The sequence below is a fragment of the Streptomyces sp. NPDC044063 genome (genome assembly GCF_056434285.1).
Genome location: NZ_JBWKFM010000001.1, coordinates 46,563 through 62,795 on the forward strand (window position 1 = coordinate 46,563; position 16,233 = coordinate 62,795).

The 16,233-nt window shown below is 72.3% G+C and carries 15 protein-coding genes; 8 read left to right on the forward strand and 7 right to left on the reverse strand.

Annotated elements, in window-relative coordinates:
• Positions 1-13: 13 nt before the first annotated feature.
• Together AC07BS_RS00195 and AC07BS_RS00200 are read right to left on the reverse strand one after the other, a co-directional pair.
• Entirely contained in the window at positions 14-2,065 is a 2,052-nt protein-coding gene (locus tag AC07BS_RS00195) for a dynamin family protein (RefSeq protein ID WP_478639186.1), read from the reverse strand.
• A gap of 155 nt (positions 2,066-2,220) precedes the next feature.
• Entirely contained in the window at positions 2,221-3,009 is a 789-nt protein-coding gene (locus AC07BS_RS00200) for an alpha/beta fold hydrolase (RefSeq protein ID WP_478639185.1), read from the reverse strand.
• Positions 3,010-3,128: 119 nt separating this feature from the next.
• Here AC07BS_RS00200 and AC07BS_RS00205 point away from each other — a divergent pair, with 119 nt between their 5' ends.
• Positions 3,129-3,659 carry a MepB family protein gene (locus AC07BS_RS00205; RefSeq protein ID WP_478639183.1) on the forward strand — a complete coding sequence of 177 codons (531 nt, stop codon included), beginning with the start codon at positions 3,129-3,131 and terminating at the stop codon, positions 3,657-3,659.
• 26 nt (positions 3,660-3,685) lie between these two features.
• Here AC07BS_RS00205 and AC07BS_RS00210 read toward each other — a convergent pair whose 3' ends face one another.
• The 4 genes from AC07BS_RS00210 to AC07BS_RS00225 form a co-directional block, all read right to left on the reverse strand.
• Positions 3,686-4,960 carry an MFS transporter gene (locus AC07BS_RS00210; protein ID WP_478639182.1) on the reverse strand — a complete coding sequence of 425 codons (1,275 nt, stop codon included), beginning with the start codon at positions 4,958-4,960 and terminating at the stop codon, positions 3,686-3,688.
• On the reverse strand, positions 4,957-5,298 hold the full coding sequence (locus tag AC07BS_RS00215) for a hypothetical protein (protein WP_478928951.1): 342 nt from the start codon (positions 5,296-5,298) through the stop codon (positions 4,957-4,959). The genes AC07BS_RS00210 and AC07BS_RS00215 overlap by 4 nt, the downstream gene beginning before the upstream one ends.
• Positions 5,295-5,759, reverse strand: coding sequence for an NUDIX domain-containing protein (locus AC07BS_RS00220; RefSeq protein WP_478639178.1), 465 nt, complete (start codon positions 5,757-5,759; stop codon positions 5,295-5,297). The genes AC07BS_RS00215 and AC07BS_RS00220 overlap by 4 nt, the downstream gene beginning before the upstream one ends.
• 410 nt (positions 5,760-6,169) lie before the next feature.
• Positions 6,170-7,132 carry an NADP-dependent oxidoreductase gene (locus AC07BS_RS00225; protein WP_478928953.1) on the reverse strand — a complete coding sequence of 321 codons (963 nt, stop codon included), beginning with the start codon at positions 7,130-7,132 and terminating at the stop codon, positions 6,170-6,172.
• 77 nt (positions 7,133-7,209) lie between these two features.
• Here AC07BS_RS00225 and AC07BS_RS00230 point away from each other — a divergent pair, with 77 nt between their 5' ends.
• Complete coding sequence (locus tag AC07BS_RS00230) at positions 7,210-7,608, forward strand: winged helix-turn-helix transcriptional regulator (RefSeq protein ID WP_478639176.1); 399 nt, start codon at positions 7,210-7,212, stop codon at positions 7,606-7,608.
• Positions 7,609-7,646: 38 nt separating this feature from the next.
• Here the strand turns inward: AC07BS_RS00230 and AC07BS_RS00235 are convergent, their stop codons facing one another.
• Positions 7,647-9,305 (reverse strand): MFS transporter, encoded by a 1,659-nt coding sequence (locus AC07BS_RS00235; RefSeq protein WP_478928955.1) that lies wholly within the window; start codon positions 9,303-9,305, stop codon positions 7,647-7,649.
• Between the two features lie 376 nt (positions 9,306-9,681).
• Between AC07BS_RS00235 and AC07BS_RS00240 the strand changes: the two genes are divergently transcribed.
• The 6 genes from AC07BS_RS00240 to AC07BS_RS00265 form a co-directional block, all read left to right on the forward strand.
• Positions 9,682-10,140, forward strand: coding sequence for a YiiD C-terminal domain-containing protein (locus AC07BS_RS00240; protein WP_478639172.1), 459 nt, complete (start codon positions 9,682-9,684; stop codon positions 10,138-10,140).
• Between the two features lie 48 nt (positions 10,141-10,188).
• A complete protein-coding gene (locus tag AC07BS_RS00245) occupies positions 10,189-11,553 on the forward strand; it encodes a TrpB-like pyridoxal phosphate-dependent enzyme (protein ID WP_478639170.1) in 1,365 nt (454 codons plus the stop codon).
• A gap of 5 nt (positions 11,554-11,558) precedes the next feature.
• Positions 11,559-13,160, forward strand: a complete 1,602-nt coding sequence (locus AC07BS_RS00250; protein WP_478639167.1) for an aldehyde dehydrogenase family protein — start codon at positions 11,559-11,561, stop codon at positions 13,158-13,160.
• 8 nt (positions 13,161-13,168) lie between these two features.
• A complete protein-coding gene (locus AC07BS_RS00255; RefSeq protein WP_478928958.1) occupies positions 13,169-14,035 on the forward strand; it encodes an SDR family NAD(P)-dependent oxidoreductase in 867 nt (288 codons plus the stop codon).
• Complete coding sequence (locus tag AC07BS_RS00260) at positions 14,032-15,762, forward strand: AMP-dependent synthetase/ligase (protein WP_478928959.1); 1,731 nt, start codon at positions 14,032-14,034, stop codon at positions 15,760-15,762. The genes AC07BS_RS00255 and AC07BS_RS00260 overlap by 4 nt, the downstream gene beginning before the upstream one ends.
• Positions 15,763-15,765: 3 nt before the next feature.
• A partial coding sequence (locus tag AC07BS_RS00265; RefSeq protein ID WP_478928961.1) for an aldehyde dehydrogenase family protein occupies positions 15,766-16,233 on the forward strand: 468 nt, incomplete at its 3' end.

The window sequence follows — 16,233 nt, forward strand, 5'->3', positions numbered from 1 at the left end:
GCCCTCTGACGTGTCAGGCCTGCTCCAGGGTCCGCAGGGCTTCGATGATGGCCCGGCCCTCCTCGTGGACGGGGTCGAGCTGTTCGATCAGGTCCTGCCGGACCTGGTTCTCGGGGTTGGCGATGCGCAGGCGTACGAAGTCGCGCGTGTGCTCCAGCTGCTCCCGGTACTGGGCCAGGTTGTCGCTCAGGTGATCGATCACATCGGTGCCCTGGACGGAGGCGGACAGGGCGAACTGCTCCTTGACCGCCGTGACCTCGGTGTCGATGGCGGCGATCCACTCCTCCTGGAGGGCCTGGAGCGAGCTGATCCTCCTCTTGCGGTACTGGATCCCCATGACGATCATCGCGGCCGCGCCCGCGACGAACCCGGCGGGCGGGAAGACGGTGCCGGCCGCCGCCAGACCGTACAGCCAGGTGCCGCCCGCGGCGACGGGGGTGACGATGCCGACCAGTGCCGCGGCGCGCTGGACGATGTCCTGGGCGCTGGTCCCGCGTTGTGCCCGCCGGGGGAGGGAGAGGTCGTTCACGTCGAAGACCGAGTCGGGAAGCCGTCCCGCGAGGTCCTTGTCGCCGAAGGCCTGCTCGACGGCCTGCAGCATGTCCTGTTTGAACGCTTCGAACTGCTCGGTCCACAGCGTCGCCGGACCGGTCGGGGCCTCCATCCACGTCCGGAGCACCTGGGTCTTCGTCACCTGGACCTGGTTCGCCTTGGCCGGCTTGCTCACGTCGGTCTGCCTGATCGTGGAGTCCAGTGCGCCGTGGAGATGGGCGGCCAGGCGGCCGAACGGCCGGACGGCCCGCCCGACACGGGTCTGGAGCTTCTTCTCGAGCTGCTCGCGCAGCTGTGGCAGGACCCGGTCCAGGAGCTCCAGCCGCTGCTGCTGGCCGTCCAGCAGTTCCTTCAGCCCGTCGATCTCGAGCCGTTCGGCCCGCAGCCGGTCCTCGATCACCCGCAGCCGGGGAACGAGCATGACACGTGCCTCGGCCGCCACGGCGGCGATGTGCCGGGTACCGGTGCCCGTGCGGATCAGGTCCTCGATCGCCTGGCGCAGGGTGTCCATCCGGCTCTCCGCGCGGCTTCGCCGAGCGGGCACCTCGGCCTCCTCGGCCTCGAGCTTGGCCGCGCGTGCCTCCAGGGCCGGGGAGACGGGGAGGAAGCCCTCGCCTATGAACCCCCGGTCCGGCTGGCCGTCGGGGAGGGTGAAGTTCTCCTTGAGGTAGCTGTTGTTGCGGGCGATGGTGGCCTTCCACTCGACGACGTTGTGCAGATCGAGGTTCGACGCCGAGTCGATGGCGGTGACCACCCACACGACCCGCTTGCCGGAGAGCAGGTAGTGCTCGTAGAGGAAGCGGATGAGGTCGAGGTCCCGCTCGGAGAGCGTCCGGCTGGCGTGCGAGACGTACATGAAGCAGTCCGCGTCGGCCATCGCGGCCCTGACGATCAGGTCGTGGACGGGGTTCGGGGAGCCGTAGCCGGGCAGGTCGTAGAACTTCGCCGGCAGCCGGGAGTCCGCCAGGAGCACCTCGACCTCGGCGACCTCGCGGCCCCGGTGCTCCCTGAGCCGGTTGGTGACGTCCGCGTCCTGCATGGCGTACGCCGCGACCACGGAGGGGGCCGGGGAGTTCCCGACGTCCTCCCACTCGCCGTCGGCCGAGTCGGTGAAACGCACCCGTAGATAGCCGGTCCCGGACGCGTCCAGCGTGGACTGGCGGCCGTCCACCGGCACCACGCTGGCCGGACAGGCCGTGGTCGGCACCGGCGAGGACGGCAGCAGGCCCACGAACTTGTCCGCCGTCTGCCCGTCGGCGGTCTGCACCTCGACGAGTTCCAGACCGCCCTGCAATCCGCTGAGCAGGAAGCTCTTGCCGGACGAGAAGGCGCCCAGGAGCGCCACGTTGATCAGGGTCGAGGCCGCGCGTGTCCTCAGCCGCTTGACCGTGGCGGCTTCCGCTCTTAATTCCTCCGGCCACTCCACCGGGACCTCGGGGAGGGTGGCCGCGTCACGCAGCCACGCCTCGGACCGGTCGAGAACGTCGCGCAGTTCGCCGCGCGTTTCATCCACATCCCTTGGCACTGTCACGCCACCGGTATAGCCCTGGCCGAGGAACGACGTGGCTGATTCCGTGCTCTCGGCCCCGTTCCGTTACCTTGACCGCGCCGGGCGCGCGCCGCCGGCGCTCGGGGCATGCGGTGCCACCATCAGCGGCGCCGACGCTGTCAGACGGCGGCCAGGAAGGTTCGGACCGCCTCGGCGAAGGCCTCCGGTGCCGTGGTGGGGAGCAGGTGGTCGGCGTCCAGTCCGACCGTGGTGGTGTGGGGGCGGCGGTCGGTCATGGCGCGGACCTGCTCGGCCGGGATGACGCCCGAGGTGCCGTGGACCAGGAGGGCGGGGCAGGTGGTGGCCGTCCAGTCGGCCCAGTGGTCGCCGTGCACCTGGTCCTCCGACCGGTACATGTCCTGGGGGTGGAAGGGCAGCCGCCAGCCGCCGTCGGGGTTCTGCCGCAGCCGGTCGGCGAAGTACGGCGCGGCCTGGCCGAGGCCGGCGACGAGCTCGTCACGGGTGGGCGCGTCGTAGGGGAGCGAGAGCAGGAAGCCGAACGGGTTCGTGCCGTCGAGGCCCAGAGCGGCGGGGCCTTCGGCGTTGACGAGGGCGGTGACGCGCTCGGGGTGACGGGCGGCGAACTGGTAGGCGTTGATGGCGCCGAGGGAGTGGCCGAGCAGGACGACGCGGTCCAGCCCCAGATGGTCCAGGAGGGCCTGGAGGTCGGCGAGGTAGCCGTCGCGCGAGTAGTCCTCGGTGCGGTCGGACTCGCCCTGGCCGCGCTGGTCGGGAGCGATCACCCGCCACTCGGGACCCAGCGCCTGGGCGAGGTGGGCGAACGTGGCGCCCTCGGACAGATGCCCGTGGAGCGCGACCAGCGGGCGACCGGTGCCGCCGAAGTCCAGGTAGGACAACCGGCGCCCGTCGATGGTCAGTTCGGATCGCGTGGCGGTGACGTTGTTCATCGGTGTTCCCCCGTCGAAGTGGTTGACGGGTATGACAGTACCCAGGATTTGGGCGATCGTGCAAGACGTGCGTATGAGGCGATCGCGCAAAACGGTTCGATGGATGGCAGGATGAGGGAATGGCGATGAATCAGCCGTGGGCGGCTCACGGTGACCTGTTGGCGGCGAAGGAACGGGTGTACGACCCGAGCGGATTCACCTGCACGGATCCGGTGCCGGAGGCGGAGAGCGCCGAGTACGTGGCGCATGAGTTCACGCTGGACGGCCTGTCGGTCAGATTCCGCGTGGCCAAGACCACTCCCACCAAGGTCGGCCAGTTCGTCACCGTGTGGCAGAGATCCACGGAGGGCCCGATCCGGCCTTTCGACGCCGACGACCTCGTCGATCTCTTCGTCATCAGCAGCCGGGACAGTGACGGGTTCGGGCAGTTCGTGTTCCCGCGCGATGTGCTGTGCGAGCGAGGCATCGTGTCCAAGGGCGGCTCCGGCGGGAAGCGGGGGTTTCGCGTCTACCCGCCATGGGTGACGACAACGAACCGCCAGGCCGGCAGCACGCAGGCGTGGCAGGTGAAGTACTTCCTGCCTGTCGGTGAGGGCGGGACGGTGGACCTGGCGCGCGCAAGGAGTCTCTATCACCGGCAGGAGCGCTGATCCCCTGGCAGCGCCCATCTCGATGGTCACGCCGGTTCTCCTTCGGGACGGGGACGCGAGGCCGGGACGTGGTGGAGGCCGCGGATCGAGGAGGTCAGGAGCAGCAGGAACGGGAGCGCGAGCGCCGTGGTGCCCAGGGCCAGGGTGTTCCACAGGCCGAGGCATGTCCCCGAGGCGCCGGCGAGGAGGGCGGCGAGCGGGCGGGTGCCGAAGGTGATCCACTGGCCCGTGGCGAGCATGCGGCCCTGCATGCCGGGTTCGCACACGGCCTGGCGGATGCTGCGCTGGGTGGAGCCCTGGGCGGCGGCGCACGCCAGCTGGACGAACAAGCCCCCGGCGATGGCGACCTGGCCGGTGCGCCCCGGCCCCGCGAGCAGCAGCGGTAACTCGGTGAAGGGGGTGACGGCCAGGGCCGTGAGCATGACGCGCGCGGGTCCGTACCGGTCCACGAGCCGGCGGACGGTGAGCGCGCCGGCGACCCCGCCGAGCGCCGCCACGCTGAGCAGAGTGCCCAAGTCGGTGGCCGCGCAGTGGAGTTCGCGCAGCAGGTACACGTCCCACAGGGTGGTGAGGAGGGCGAAGACCCCGGTGTAGGCGGTGCCGGTCAGCAACAGCGGACGGATCGTCGGGTGACCGACGACGTACCGCACCCCCTCCGCGATCTCGGTGCGCAGCGAGCCTTCCCGCGCGGACCGGTCGGGTGCCGGCTCGGGGGTGCGGATGCTGCCGAGGAGGAGGGCACAGGCCAGGTAGGAGGCGACATCGAAGCAGACGGCACGGGCAGCGCCCAGGACGGTGACGACCGCGCCGCCGAGCTGCGCCCCGGCGCTGTCGGCCAGCGACGCGACGGCGCCGATCCTCGCGTTCGCCTCCAGCAGCCGATCGCCGGGCAGCAGGGACGGCAGGTAGCTGATGCGAGGGGTGGACCCGAGGATGCCGGCCGTCGAGGTCACCAGCCCCACCGCGTACAGCAGCTCCAGGGACAGACAGCCGGCGGCGTCCGCCACGGGGACGGCGGTGAACGCGGCGCCGCAGACGAGTACCGAGCCGATCATCAGGGGGCGTTTGCGGTGCCGGTCGGCGAGCGCCCCGGCGGGAAGGGCCACCAGCAGCGGCGGCAGTCGCTGGGCGAACGACAGCAGGGCCACCTGCCACACGGTGGCGTGCAGGGAGACGACGGCGATGAGCGGCAGGGCGACCGACGTGACGCCGCTGCCCGCCACGTCCACCGCGCACGCGGACCAGTAGCGTACGAAGTCCGCGTGCCGCCACAGGCTTCCTCCCGCCGGGACGCCCCTCACCGCTCGCCGCCGTTCTTCACCCGGTCGGCCGCGTCGGCCGGGCGCCGCGGTCCCGGAACCCCGGCGTGCCGGTACTGCCGGGCCTGCATCTCGTACAGCTCGCGGAACACCCCCGCCGCCGATGGGGCCAGCAGTTCCTCGAAGGTGCCGGACTCGCGGAGTTCCCCGTGCTCGAGGACGTGGCGCAGGGCCATCGCCGACAACGACATCTCGACGTACGCGTACCGGTAGTCGTTCCACCGTGCCGCGTACACGAGCGGTCCGCCGAACAGCAACTGTTCCGAGGGCGATCCTTCGGCCCGCTCGCCCGGTGCCCTGACGTGGGTGGTGGTCTTCACGCCGCCCCTCCCGTCGGCCAGCCGTGCTCGGACAGCAGGGCGCCGGCGCAGAACCGCTCCAGGACGGCGGCGGTGTACGGCACGCAGTCCGCCGGCGGCCGGGCGGGATGCGCCCACAGCAGCTGCGAGCACTTCTCCGGCTCGCGGATGGACGGGTGGCCCGCCCAGCGCTGCGCGGTGAACACCATCCCCATGCGGCCCTCGCCCTCGGGGTCGCGGTGGTGGATGGCGTGGCAGAACTCCAGGTCCGGCGGCGCGATCGTGACCCCGACCTCTTCGGCGACCTCGCGCAGGGCGCCGGCGGTGACGGGCTCGTCCTTCTCCAGGTGCCCGCCGGGCGGACACAGCAGCCCGGAGGCGTGGACCTGTCCGGCCCGGCGCAGCAGCAGGACCCGTCCGTCGTCGCGGACCATCAGCACCATCACGTCGACCACGAGCCGGTAGCGCGGTGACCGCGTCATGCCCGCCTCCCCGTGACCGTTGCAGCGCGGTGGCCAGGTCCCGGTTGGCCGTGTTCGAATCGCAAACGCACCTCCGTAGCATTTGTGAACCGATCCCCGTGGTGATGCACTCTGCCTCCTCGTTGACGAGCGGGTCGGACGAGTGATCGGAAAAACGGCCCCCGGACGGGTGTGGTCACGGCCTCCCAAGAACGTCGTGTCGTGCGGAAATTCGAGGTGGAGTCAACGGGCCCGGCGTTGCTGGGCAGGGGGTCCGTGGGAGGTTGTGCGATTCACTCGACCGTGGCCCGTCACCCGATCGAGAGCTTGCGTTGCTGCCGGAAACGATCACCGGGCGGTCTGCTCGGCGGTACGTCCGCGCGGGCTGCGCTCGGGGTTTGCAGACGGGCAGAGGGGTTACGTTTCGTCACCTACGACGGGGCTCCGGAGGGAACCAGCACCAGCCGTCCGCGTATCCCGCCCGCCGCGAGCCGGTCGTGCGCCTCGGCCGCGCGTTCGAGCGGGAGGGTGTCGGCGACCCGCAGTGTCAGATTCATGGCGGCGAGCTCGGCCAGGACGGCTCCGTCGGCACTGATCCAGTGCTGGTGCACCGTGATGCCGCGCAACGGCACCGGAGCCGAACCGCCGACCACCGTGGCGTAGGCGCCCCGGGTGCGGACCGCGGCCAGGGCGCGGATTCCGAGCCCCGCCGTGTCGAGCGCGCCGTCGACGCCGGCCGGTGCCAGGCGGCGGACATCGGCCGCGAGGTCCGGCGTATCGCGGTCGACGATCCGTTCGGCGCCGATGCTTCGGACGAACTCCTCGTCGGCGGTGCCGGCCTGGGCGATGACGCGCAGGCCGCGCCGCGACGCCAGTTCGACGGCGAAGCCGCCGACCGCTCCGGTGGCCCCGGTCACCAGTACGGTGTCGCCCGCGGCGAGGCCGAGCAGATCGAGGGCCTGCACGGCGGTGAGTCCGTTCAAGGGCAGCGTCGCCGCGGCCGCCGCGGTGGTGCCCGGCGGTGCGGGCGCGACCGCCGTGGCGTCCAGGACCAGGTGGTCGGCGTAGGCGCCCAGCGACGCGTCGAGCAGGTCGCGCAGTCCGATCACGCGCTGTCCCGGCGCGAACGCCGTCACACCCGCTCCGATCCGGTCGACCACGCCCGCGACATCCCATCCGATGCCCGTGTGCTCGCGGGCGGTCATCAGCCCGGCTTCGACGAGCACGCCGGAACGGGTGACCAGATCGACGGGGTTGACGGTCGCGGCCTCGACGCGGATCCGTACCTGTCCGGGGGCGGGCTCCGGCAGCGGGACCGTCACCAGTTCGAGCACCTCGGGTCCGCCGTAACCGCGGGCGACCACCGCCCGCATCGTCTTCTCTCCGGAGATCATGTCGCACACCGTATGGACTGCTACTCTCCGCCGGGAAGTGCGCACTTCGAGGTGCGTACGGCACCGGAAGGAGAGCCATGCCCACCCGTACCGCCGCCGAGCGCCGGGCGGAGGCGAGCGCCGCCTACGACGCCTACCTCGCCGAATGCCCCGCCCGGCAACTGCTGGACCGCATCGCGGACAAGTGGGTCAGCCTGGCCGTCAACGCGCTCGCCGACGGGCCGCAGCGCTACAGCGACCTCCACCGCAGGCTGGCCAGCGTGAGCCAGAAGATGCTCACGCAGACCCTGCGCCATCTGGAACGCGACGGGCTGGTGACGCGGACCGTGACCCCCGCCGTCCCGGTCCGCGTCGACTACGAACTGACCCCGCTCGGCCGCTCGCTGCTGCCGGTCATGTCCGCGATCAAGAGCTGGGCGGAGGACCACATGGACGAGGTCCGGGCCGCCCGCGTCACGTACGACACCCCGGACTGACGACAACGTGGGCGCTGCCGGGCCGTCGCCGGCCCGCGCTACACCTGGCTGTGATCCACGGGGCTCCGCGCCATGTCGGTGGTGGTGTCGGGCGTCGTGCGGGGGCGTGGGCCGCGGAGGGCGACGAAGACGGTTACCGCCCCCAGGAGCATGACCCCCGCCGCCACCAACGATGTCAGGCGCATCGCCGCGATGAAGGAGTCCACCGCGTGCCCCGCGAGGGCGGGGCCGGCGGGGCCGAGGTGGTCGGCGACCGTGAGGGCTCCGGCCACGGATTCCTGGGCGAGGGGGTGCAGCGCGGCGGGTACGGGGGCGAGGTGGTCGCCGATCCGGTCGTGGTAGTGGGACGCGAGCAGGGAGCCCAGGACGGCGACCCCCAGGGCGCCGCCCACCTGCCGGAGGGAGTTGAGCACGGCCGAGCCCGCTCCCGCCCGCTGCGGGGGAAGCGTGGCCATGGCCGAGGCGGTGGCGGCGGGCATCACGTAGCCCATGGCGCCGCCCATCAGGAAGAAGAGGGCCTCGCACACCCACAGCGGGGAGTCCTGGTCGAGGACGCTCACGCCGAGGAACGTGAGCGTGGTCAGGACGAGCCCCGCCGTGCACACGGCTCGGGTTCCCAGACCGCGGGCCAGGACCGTGCTGTGCGGGGAGAGGGCGATCTGCCCGACGGCCAGGGGGAGGAGGCAGCATCCGGCCTGGAGGGCGGTGTAGCCGCGCACACTCTGGAGGTAGAAGATCATGTAGAACGAGGAGCCCAGCAGGCCGAAGAAGACCACGGCCGTGGCGGCGACCGCGGCCGAGAATCGGGCGTCACGGAAGCACCGCAGATCCAGGGCCGGGTGCGCGCTGCGCCGCTCCCAGGCGACGAAGCAGGCCAGCAGCAGGAGACCGGCCAGCGCGTTCGCCCAGACGGGCGGTGCGGCCCAGTCGCCGGTCTCGCCGCCCTTGATGATGCCGAGGACGAGCAGCCCGAGTCCGGCCACGCACAACAGGATGCCGACCGGGTCGAAGGGCCTGCGGGCCGGGTCGGCGGACTCGGGGACGACCAGCGCGATGGCGACGACGCCCACGAGGACGATGGGCACGTTGATCAGGAAGAGCGAGCCCCACCAGCAGTGCTCCAGCAGCAGGCCGCCTGTGACGGGCCCGATGGCCACGGCCAGCCCCGCCGAGGCGGCCCACAGGCCTATCGCCTTCGGTCGTTCGCGCGGCGGGAAGACGTTGGTGATGATGGCGAGGGTGGCGGGGACGACGAGGGCCGCGCCGACGCCCATGCCGCCCCGGGCGGCGATGAGTTGGGCCGCTGTGTGGGAGTACGCGGAGGCGGCGGAGAACACGCCGAAGAGCAGGAGACCGGCCAGCAGTACGCGCTTGCGCCCCACGCGGTCGGCGATGAGGCCCGCGGTGATCAGCAGGGTGGCGAAGACCAGGGTGTAGGAGTCGACGGTCCATTGCAGAGCGCTCTGGGAGGCGCCGAGGCCGTCGGGGGCGGGCAGGGCCAGGGTGCGCAGCGCGACGCTGACGATGGACGTGTCGAGGACGACGAGCACGAGGCTGACGACCAGGGCCGCCAGGATCCGCCAGCGCCGGGGGTCCGCCCCGACCGCCCCGCCCGCCCCGTCCGCCTCGGGGACGGCCGTGCCGTCCCGGTCCGGTGCTTCCGTGCGTTCCTGCCGCTGGTACGGCTTCGCCGGCATGGCAATTCTCGCTCTCCTCGTGCGGCAAAGGTTCTGCGCGTGACATCGCGTGACATCGCGTGACATCGCGTGTGGCGCCGCGCGCGACTTCGGTGAGCGGGGCCGAGGAGCGCGCCCGTCCCATGATGCATGACGTGCCGCACCCTCGATGGGGTGATCAGAAAATCGGCGTAAAATCGCGGAAAGGAAGGCAATAAATCATACAAGCATATTTTGATGGGGGATCTTGACTCGGATCACCGTGGTTCGGGACGGTGGTGACCGCCACTCAGCCCGCCGGGAGATCACCGGTCCCCCGGCATGTCCGTCCGGTTCCGCGTGTCGATCGGAGACGGTTCTGAGCTCCCAGCCACCTTTAGAGTCCCCCCGGCCCCCTGTGCTCTCCCTGGAGGAGATCCGGTCCTTCGTCAATGAGCTGGTGCCGTTCCAGAGATATGTGGGGGCGGAGGTCGTCGACATCGGCGAGGACCGTGCCGTGGCCGTTCTGACGGAGTCGACCGACGTGCTCAACCACGTCGGGACCCTGCACGCCGGCGCGCTCTTCCTCGTCGCCGAGGCGGCCGCGGGAGCCTCCCTGGCGGGAGCGCTCGCGGAATGGATCGCCACATCGGTCTTCGTGCTCCGGGACTCGCGGATCTCCTATCGCAGGAAAGCCCGTGGAGAAATCCGCGCGGTGGCGGAATTCCCCTGGCGGAAGCTGCGCTCGGAGGTCGGGAATCTCCCGGCGGGAGGACGGTTCGAGGTCACCGTGACGTCCCTTCTCCACGACGGTGGGGGAGAGGGAGTCGCCGAGGCCGAATTCACCTACCACTGCCGGCTGAAGCCCGCCGACTGACACGGTCGGATGCGACCCATGACGACGTGCGAGAGGAAAAACAGCCCCTTGAATTCCCTGGAGCGCCACGATCTTCCGCTCTCGAGGATCCCGAAGCGCTGGTACAACGTACTCCCCGATCTCCCCCGGGCCCCGGACGACTACCTCGACCCGGCGAGCGGGGAACCGGTCGGCCAGGAGTTCATGGAACGGCTGCTGCCCAAGGCCCTGATCGCCCAGGAGATGTCCCCCGACCGGTGGGTCACCATCCCCGAGGAGGTCCGCTCGGCGTACGGACTGTGGCGCCCGACCCCGCTGTTCAGGGCGCACGGCCTCGAACGCCATCTGGACACCCCGGCGGAGATCTACTTCAAGTACGAGGGCTCCAGCCCCTCCGGCTCGCACAAACTCAACTCCGCCCTGGCCCAGGCGTACTACGCCCGGCTCGAAGGGGTCGACCGGCTGGTCACCGACACGGGAGCCGGGCAGTGGGGCAGCGCGCTGTCCCTGGCGTGCGCCCAGTTCGGTGTGAAGGCCCTGGTCTACATGGTCCGGGCCAGCTTCGAGAGCAAGCCCTACCGCCGCCACTTCATGGAGACCTTCGGCCAGCGGGTGCTGCCCAGCCCCGGCCCGCACACCGCGTACGGCCGGGAGCTGCTGGAGAAGACCCCCGACCACCCCGGTTCCGAGGCCACCGCCGTGAGCGAGGCCCTGGAGACCGTACGGCAGAACCCCGGTGACCGGTTCTCGATGGGTGCCTTCGCCAACCACGTCCTGCTCCACCAGACAGTCGTCGGCCTGGAGACCCGCGAGCAGCTGGAGGAGATCGGCAGGCAGCCCGACTTCCTGGTCGCCTCCGTGGGGTGCGGCAGCAACATGGGGGGCTTCGCGTTCCCCTTCGTCGGCGACAAACTGGCCGGCGCCGACCTGGAGATCCTCGCCGCCGAGCCGGCCGCCTGCCCGACGCTGACCGCCGGGCAGTACCGGTACGACTTCGCCGACGGCAGCGGCCTGGGCCCGCTGGCCCGCACCTACACCCTCGGCCACGAGTTCGTCCCCCCGCCGATCCACTCCGGCGGCCTGCGCTACCACGGCGCGGCCCCGCTCGTCGGCCTCGCCCGCGACGAGGGGATCATCGGCGCGCGGGCGTACGCGCAGAAGGAGGTCTTCGCGGCGGGTTCGCTCTTCGCGCGGCTGCACGGGCTGCTGCCCGCGCCCGAGACCGCCCACGCGATCCGGGCCACCGTCGAGCTGGCCGAGGAATGCCGCCGTACCCGGCGCCGCGCCGTGATCGTCTTCTGCTACAGCGGGCACGGCCTGCTCGACCTCGGCGCCTACGGAGCCTTCACCGCCGGGGAGATGGCCGACGCCGAGCCGTACGAGAGCGACCTCGTCGCGGGCGACCCCGCGTTCGCCGGCCCGGGCGGGTGGTGACCGCCGTGTACTCCTACCCGCAGTACATCGGCGGCCAGGACCGTCCCGGCCCGCGCTGGACCTACTGCCCGGACGCCGGTGCCTTCCTGACCGACCCGCGGGGCACCTTCACCCGCAAGCGCCGCCTGGAGCGCGCGACCGGCGGGACGGACGTCCTGGCGGAGGCGTCCGAGGGCGACACCGAGGGGATCGTGGGACGGGTCGGGCTCGGCTCCGCCGACGACGTGGCGGACGCGCTCCGCGCGGCGTACGACGCCCGCGCGGAGTGGGCCTCCTTCGACCTGGACACCCGCATGGAGCTCGGACCCCGGCTGCACGCCGCCCTCACGGCACGCCACGACGAACTGCTGTCGATCCTCGTCTCCGAGGGACACCCCCGCCGGCTGGCCGAGTGGGAGATCGCCGGCATGCTCATGGGCAGCAGCGAGGAGACCGTCGCCTTCTACCGCAGCCAGCTGGAACAGCGCTTCGAGGCCCCCGGCCGCAGCCTGTCGCTGCTGCGCAAGCCCGACGGCGTCGTCTGCCTCAACCCGCCCCAGAACGCCGCCGCCTCCAACTCCTTCCTCGGCACGGCCGCCCTCGGCGCGGGCAACACGCTGGTCGTCAAGGCGCCGCGCACCGCGCCCCTGGGGGTCGCCTTCATCTACCGCGAGCTGGTCGTCCCGATCCTCGACGAACTCGGGGCGCCGCCGGGCACCGTGAACCTGGTCTCCGGAGCCACCCGCCCCATGCTGCGCCAGTGGCTGGCCAGCCCGTACGTCGACGACATCATGTTCTTCGGCGACAGCGACGTCGGGCTGGAGTTCGGCGACGAGTGCGTGACGCGCGGCAAGAAGCCCGTCCTCGAACTCTCCGGCAACGACACCCTGGTGGTGTGGAACGACGCCGATCCCGACGGCGCGGTGGAGGCGCTCGTCGAGTGCTTCTACGGCTCCGGGCAGATCTGCATGGTCCCCAAGACCGCCGTCGTCCACCCCGACATCGCCGACGTCCTCCTGGAACGCCTCACCGCGCGCTGCCGCGAGCTGCGTCCCGGGCTGCCCGGCGATCCGGACGTGCTGCTCAGCCCGGTGCTGAAGATGGACCGCTTCCACGAGGTCCTCGCCGACGCCCGGCAGCACGGCGGGAGCGTCCTGTGCGGCGGCCGGCGGGTCGGCCTGTCCGGGGAGCCGTCGCTCACCGGGGCCTTCCTGGAACCCACCGTGGTCCGCGTCGACGGCCTGCGCGACGCCCGCCGGGTCCGGGCCGTGCGCGAGGAGACGTTCTTCCCGCTGCTGGCGGTCGTCGTCCCCGACGAGCGGGACGGGAGCGGCGACCTGCTGGACGAGGTCATCGCGTTCGTCGACGCCAACGAGTACGGGCTGCGCAACTCCCTGTGGTCCGGGGACGAGAAGGTCGTCGACGCCTTCGTGCGCCGGGTCACCAACGCGGGGCTGCTGAAGGTCAACGAATCCCACATCGGCTTCGCCCCCTACCTCGGCACCCACGGCGGCACCGGCCGCACCGGTGGTGTGTACGGCGAGCTGAACTACCCGATCCTGCGCACGTCCCACCTGCAAGGGGTCTCCGTCCGGCACGCGCAGGAACCGTGCCCGAAGGAAGCGTGACGAGGACCATGCGCATCTCCCGTGTCCGGCGGCTGACCGAGCGCGTGGGCGGCCGCCGGGTGCTGGTCACCGGCGCCTCCGGCGCCATCGGGCGCGAGCTGGCGATCCTGCTGGGGCGGGCCGGCGCCGAACTGCTCCTGCTCGGCCGTGACGAGGAGGCCCTGCGCGAGACCGCCCGCCGGGCCGCCACCGGCCGTCGCGAGCCCCGGACCTTCGCCGTGGACCTGACCGACGCGAAGGAGCTCGCCGCGTTCGTCGCCGACGTGACCACCGCCGGCGGAGGCGTGGACATCCTGGTCAACAACGCCGGACGCTCCATCAGGCGCGGCACCCTGCACGCCGCCGACCGGCCGCACGACTACCGCAGGACGATGGCGGTCAACTACTTCGGCGCGGTGGAGCTCACGCTGGGACTGCTCCCCGGGATGCGCGAGCGCGGCCACGGACACATCGTCAACGTGTCCACCATCGGACTCCAGCTGGCCATGTCCCGCTTCACCGCCTACAACCCCTCGAAGGCCGCGCTGGAGGCCTTCGGGCAGTCCCTCGCCCCCGAGCTCCGGCGCGAGGGCATCGCGGTCAGCACCGTCCACCTGCCGCTGGTCCGCACCCGGATGAGCGCCCCCACGACGGCCTTCGCCCGGCTGCCCGGCCTCGGCGCCCACGAGGCCGCCCAGATGATCGCCACCGCGCTGCTCACCGGCAGACCGCGGGTCTCCACCCGGCTGGGCACGCTCGGCGACCTGCTGGGCGTCGCCGTCCCCCGGGCCCGCCTGGCCCTCGGGGCACTGGAGTACCGCTGGCTGCCCGAATCCCCCCGTGCCGCCGCCACGGAAGCGACGACGACACCCACCGCACCGCCGAGGACGCGATGACACAAGCCGCCCCGGCCGTCCCTCCCGGCGGCCACATCAGCCATGCGTTCGACCAGCCCACCCTCGCCGAGGCCTTCGACCTGACGGCCGAGGTCTTCGCCGACCGCCCCGCCCTGCGCACGCCCGGCGGCGACGCCCTCACCTGGGCCGCGTACCGGGCGGCCGCCCGGCGCTGCGCCGCCGGACTGGCCCGGCTCGGGCTGCGGCCCGGCGACACCCTCGCCCTCCTGCTGGGCAACCGGCCGGAGTTCCACGTCGTGGACGCGGCCGCCATGACCCTCGGCGTGACGACCTGCTCGCTCCACCCGACCGCCGCCGACGACGAACTGCGGCACGTCGTGACCGACTCCTGGGCGAGCGTCCTGGTCTGCGACGAGCCGTCACGCGAGCGGGTTGAGGCGCTCCGGCGCGACTGCCCCGGCCTGCGGGAGGTGGCCGTCGTCACCGACCGGGACGGACTCGGCGGCCTCCTGGAGGCGGGCGCCGAGGACCCGTACGCCCACCGGGCGCGCCCCGGCGACGTCCTCACCGTCGTCTACACCTCGGGCACCACCGGACCGCCCAAGGGCGTCGAGCTCACCCACGGCGCGGTACGGGCCACCGGCCTGGCCTTCCTGGAGCGGGTGCCGCTGCCGGCCGGGTGCCGGCTGGTGTCGTACCTGCCCATGGCGCACATCGCCGAGCGCTGCTGCTCGCACTACCTGCCCATGGCACTGGGCGCGGACGTGACCTGCTGCCCGGAGCCGGAGCGGCTGTTCTCCGTGCTGCCGGAGGTCCGGCCGCAGTGGCTGTTCTCCGTCCCGCGCGTCTGGGAGAAGCTGCGGTCCCGGCTGCTCGACGAGATCGGCCGGGCCCCGGACGACTTCCGCCGGGGCGCGCTGCGCGCCCTGGAACTGGGTGAGCGGCCGCCCACCGACGGGGACGACCCCGCCGCACGGGCGGAGTACGAGCGGTTGGAGCCCGCCTACCTCGCCCCCCTGCGCGCCCTGCTCGGGCTGGACCAGACGCGGTTCGTCCACGTCGGCGCGGCCCCCGTACATGACGGCACGATGGCCTTCCTGCGCGCCCTCGGGCTGCCGGTCGGCGAGATCTGGGGCATGACCGAACTGTGCGCGGCGGCGTGCGTGACCGTGCCCGGCCACCACCGGCCGGGCTGGATCGGACCACCGCTGCCCGGCGTGGAACTGCGCACGGCACCCGACGGGGAGATCCTCGTCCGCGGCCCCCTTACGATGCGCGGCTACCGGGGCAGGCCCGAGGAGACCGCCGCAGCGCTCGGCCCCGACGGCTGGTTGCGCACCGGGGACCTCGGAGAGGTCGGCCACGACGGCTCGCTGCGCGTCACCGGGCGCAAGAAGGAGCTCATCGTCAACGCGTACGGCAAGAACATGGCCCCCGCCCGTATCGAGGAACGGATCGCCGGGGAGGAACCCCTGATCGACCAGGTGTGCGTGTTCGGGGACGGCCGCCCGTACAACGTCGCGCTCCTCACCCTCGACGGGGCCGTGGAGACCGATCGCGTCCGCGACGCCGTCGCCCGCGGCAACCGGCTGCTCTCCCGGCCGGAACGCGTCAGGCGCTTCGCCGTCGTCGACGGCCCCTGGACACCCCGTACGGGCCTGGTCACCCCCACCCTCAAGCCGCGCCGCCACCACATCCGGGAGCACTACCGGGACCTGATCGACTCCCTCTACGCCGGCGGCGGCCTGACACCCTGCGAGGACTGACCCATGCGTCCCGAGACGACCGGACCCCCGCCGGGGCTGTCCGCGACCACCGCACGGCTGGCCGGGCTGCTCACCGGTGGCGGCCCGCGGCTCACTCCCCGCGCGCCCTTCACCCTGGACGTCGTCGCCCACCTGTCGGGCGCCACACCCCACGACGTGTCGCAGGCGTACGAGCGGGCGCGCGCCGCCGGCCGGGTGTGGGCCGCGCGCGACGTCCGCGACCGGGCCCGCGTCCTCGGCCGGCTGCACGACCTGCTGCTCGACCGGCGGCACGAGGCCCTCGACCTCCTCCAGTGGGAGACCGGCAAGGCCCGCGTCCACGCCTGGGAAGAGGTGATCGACGCCGCCGGGATCTGCCACCACTACGCCCGCCGCGCCCCCGCTCTGCTCGGCCCGGGGGGGGGGCGGGGGGGGGGGGGGGGGGTGGGGGGGGGGGGGGGACCGCGCCACCCCAAAAGCGGTGTCTTCGTG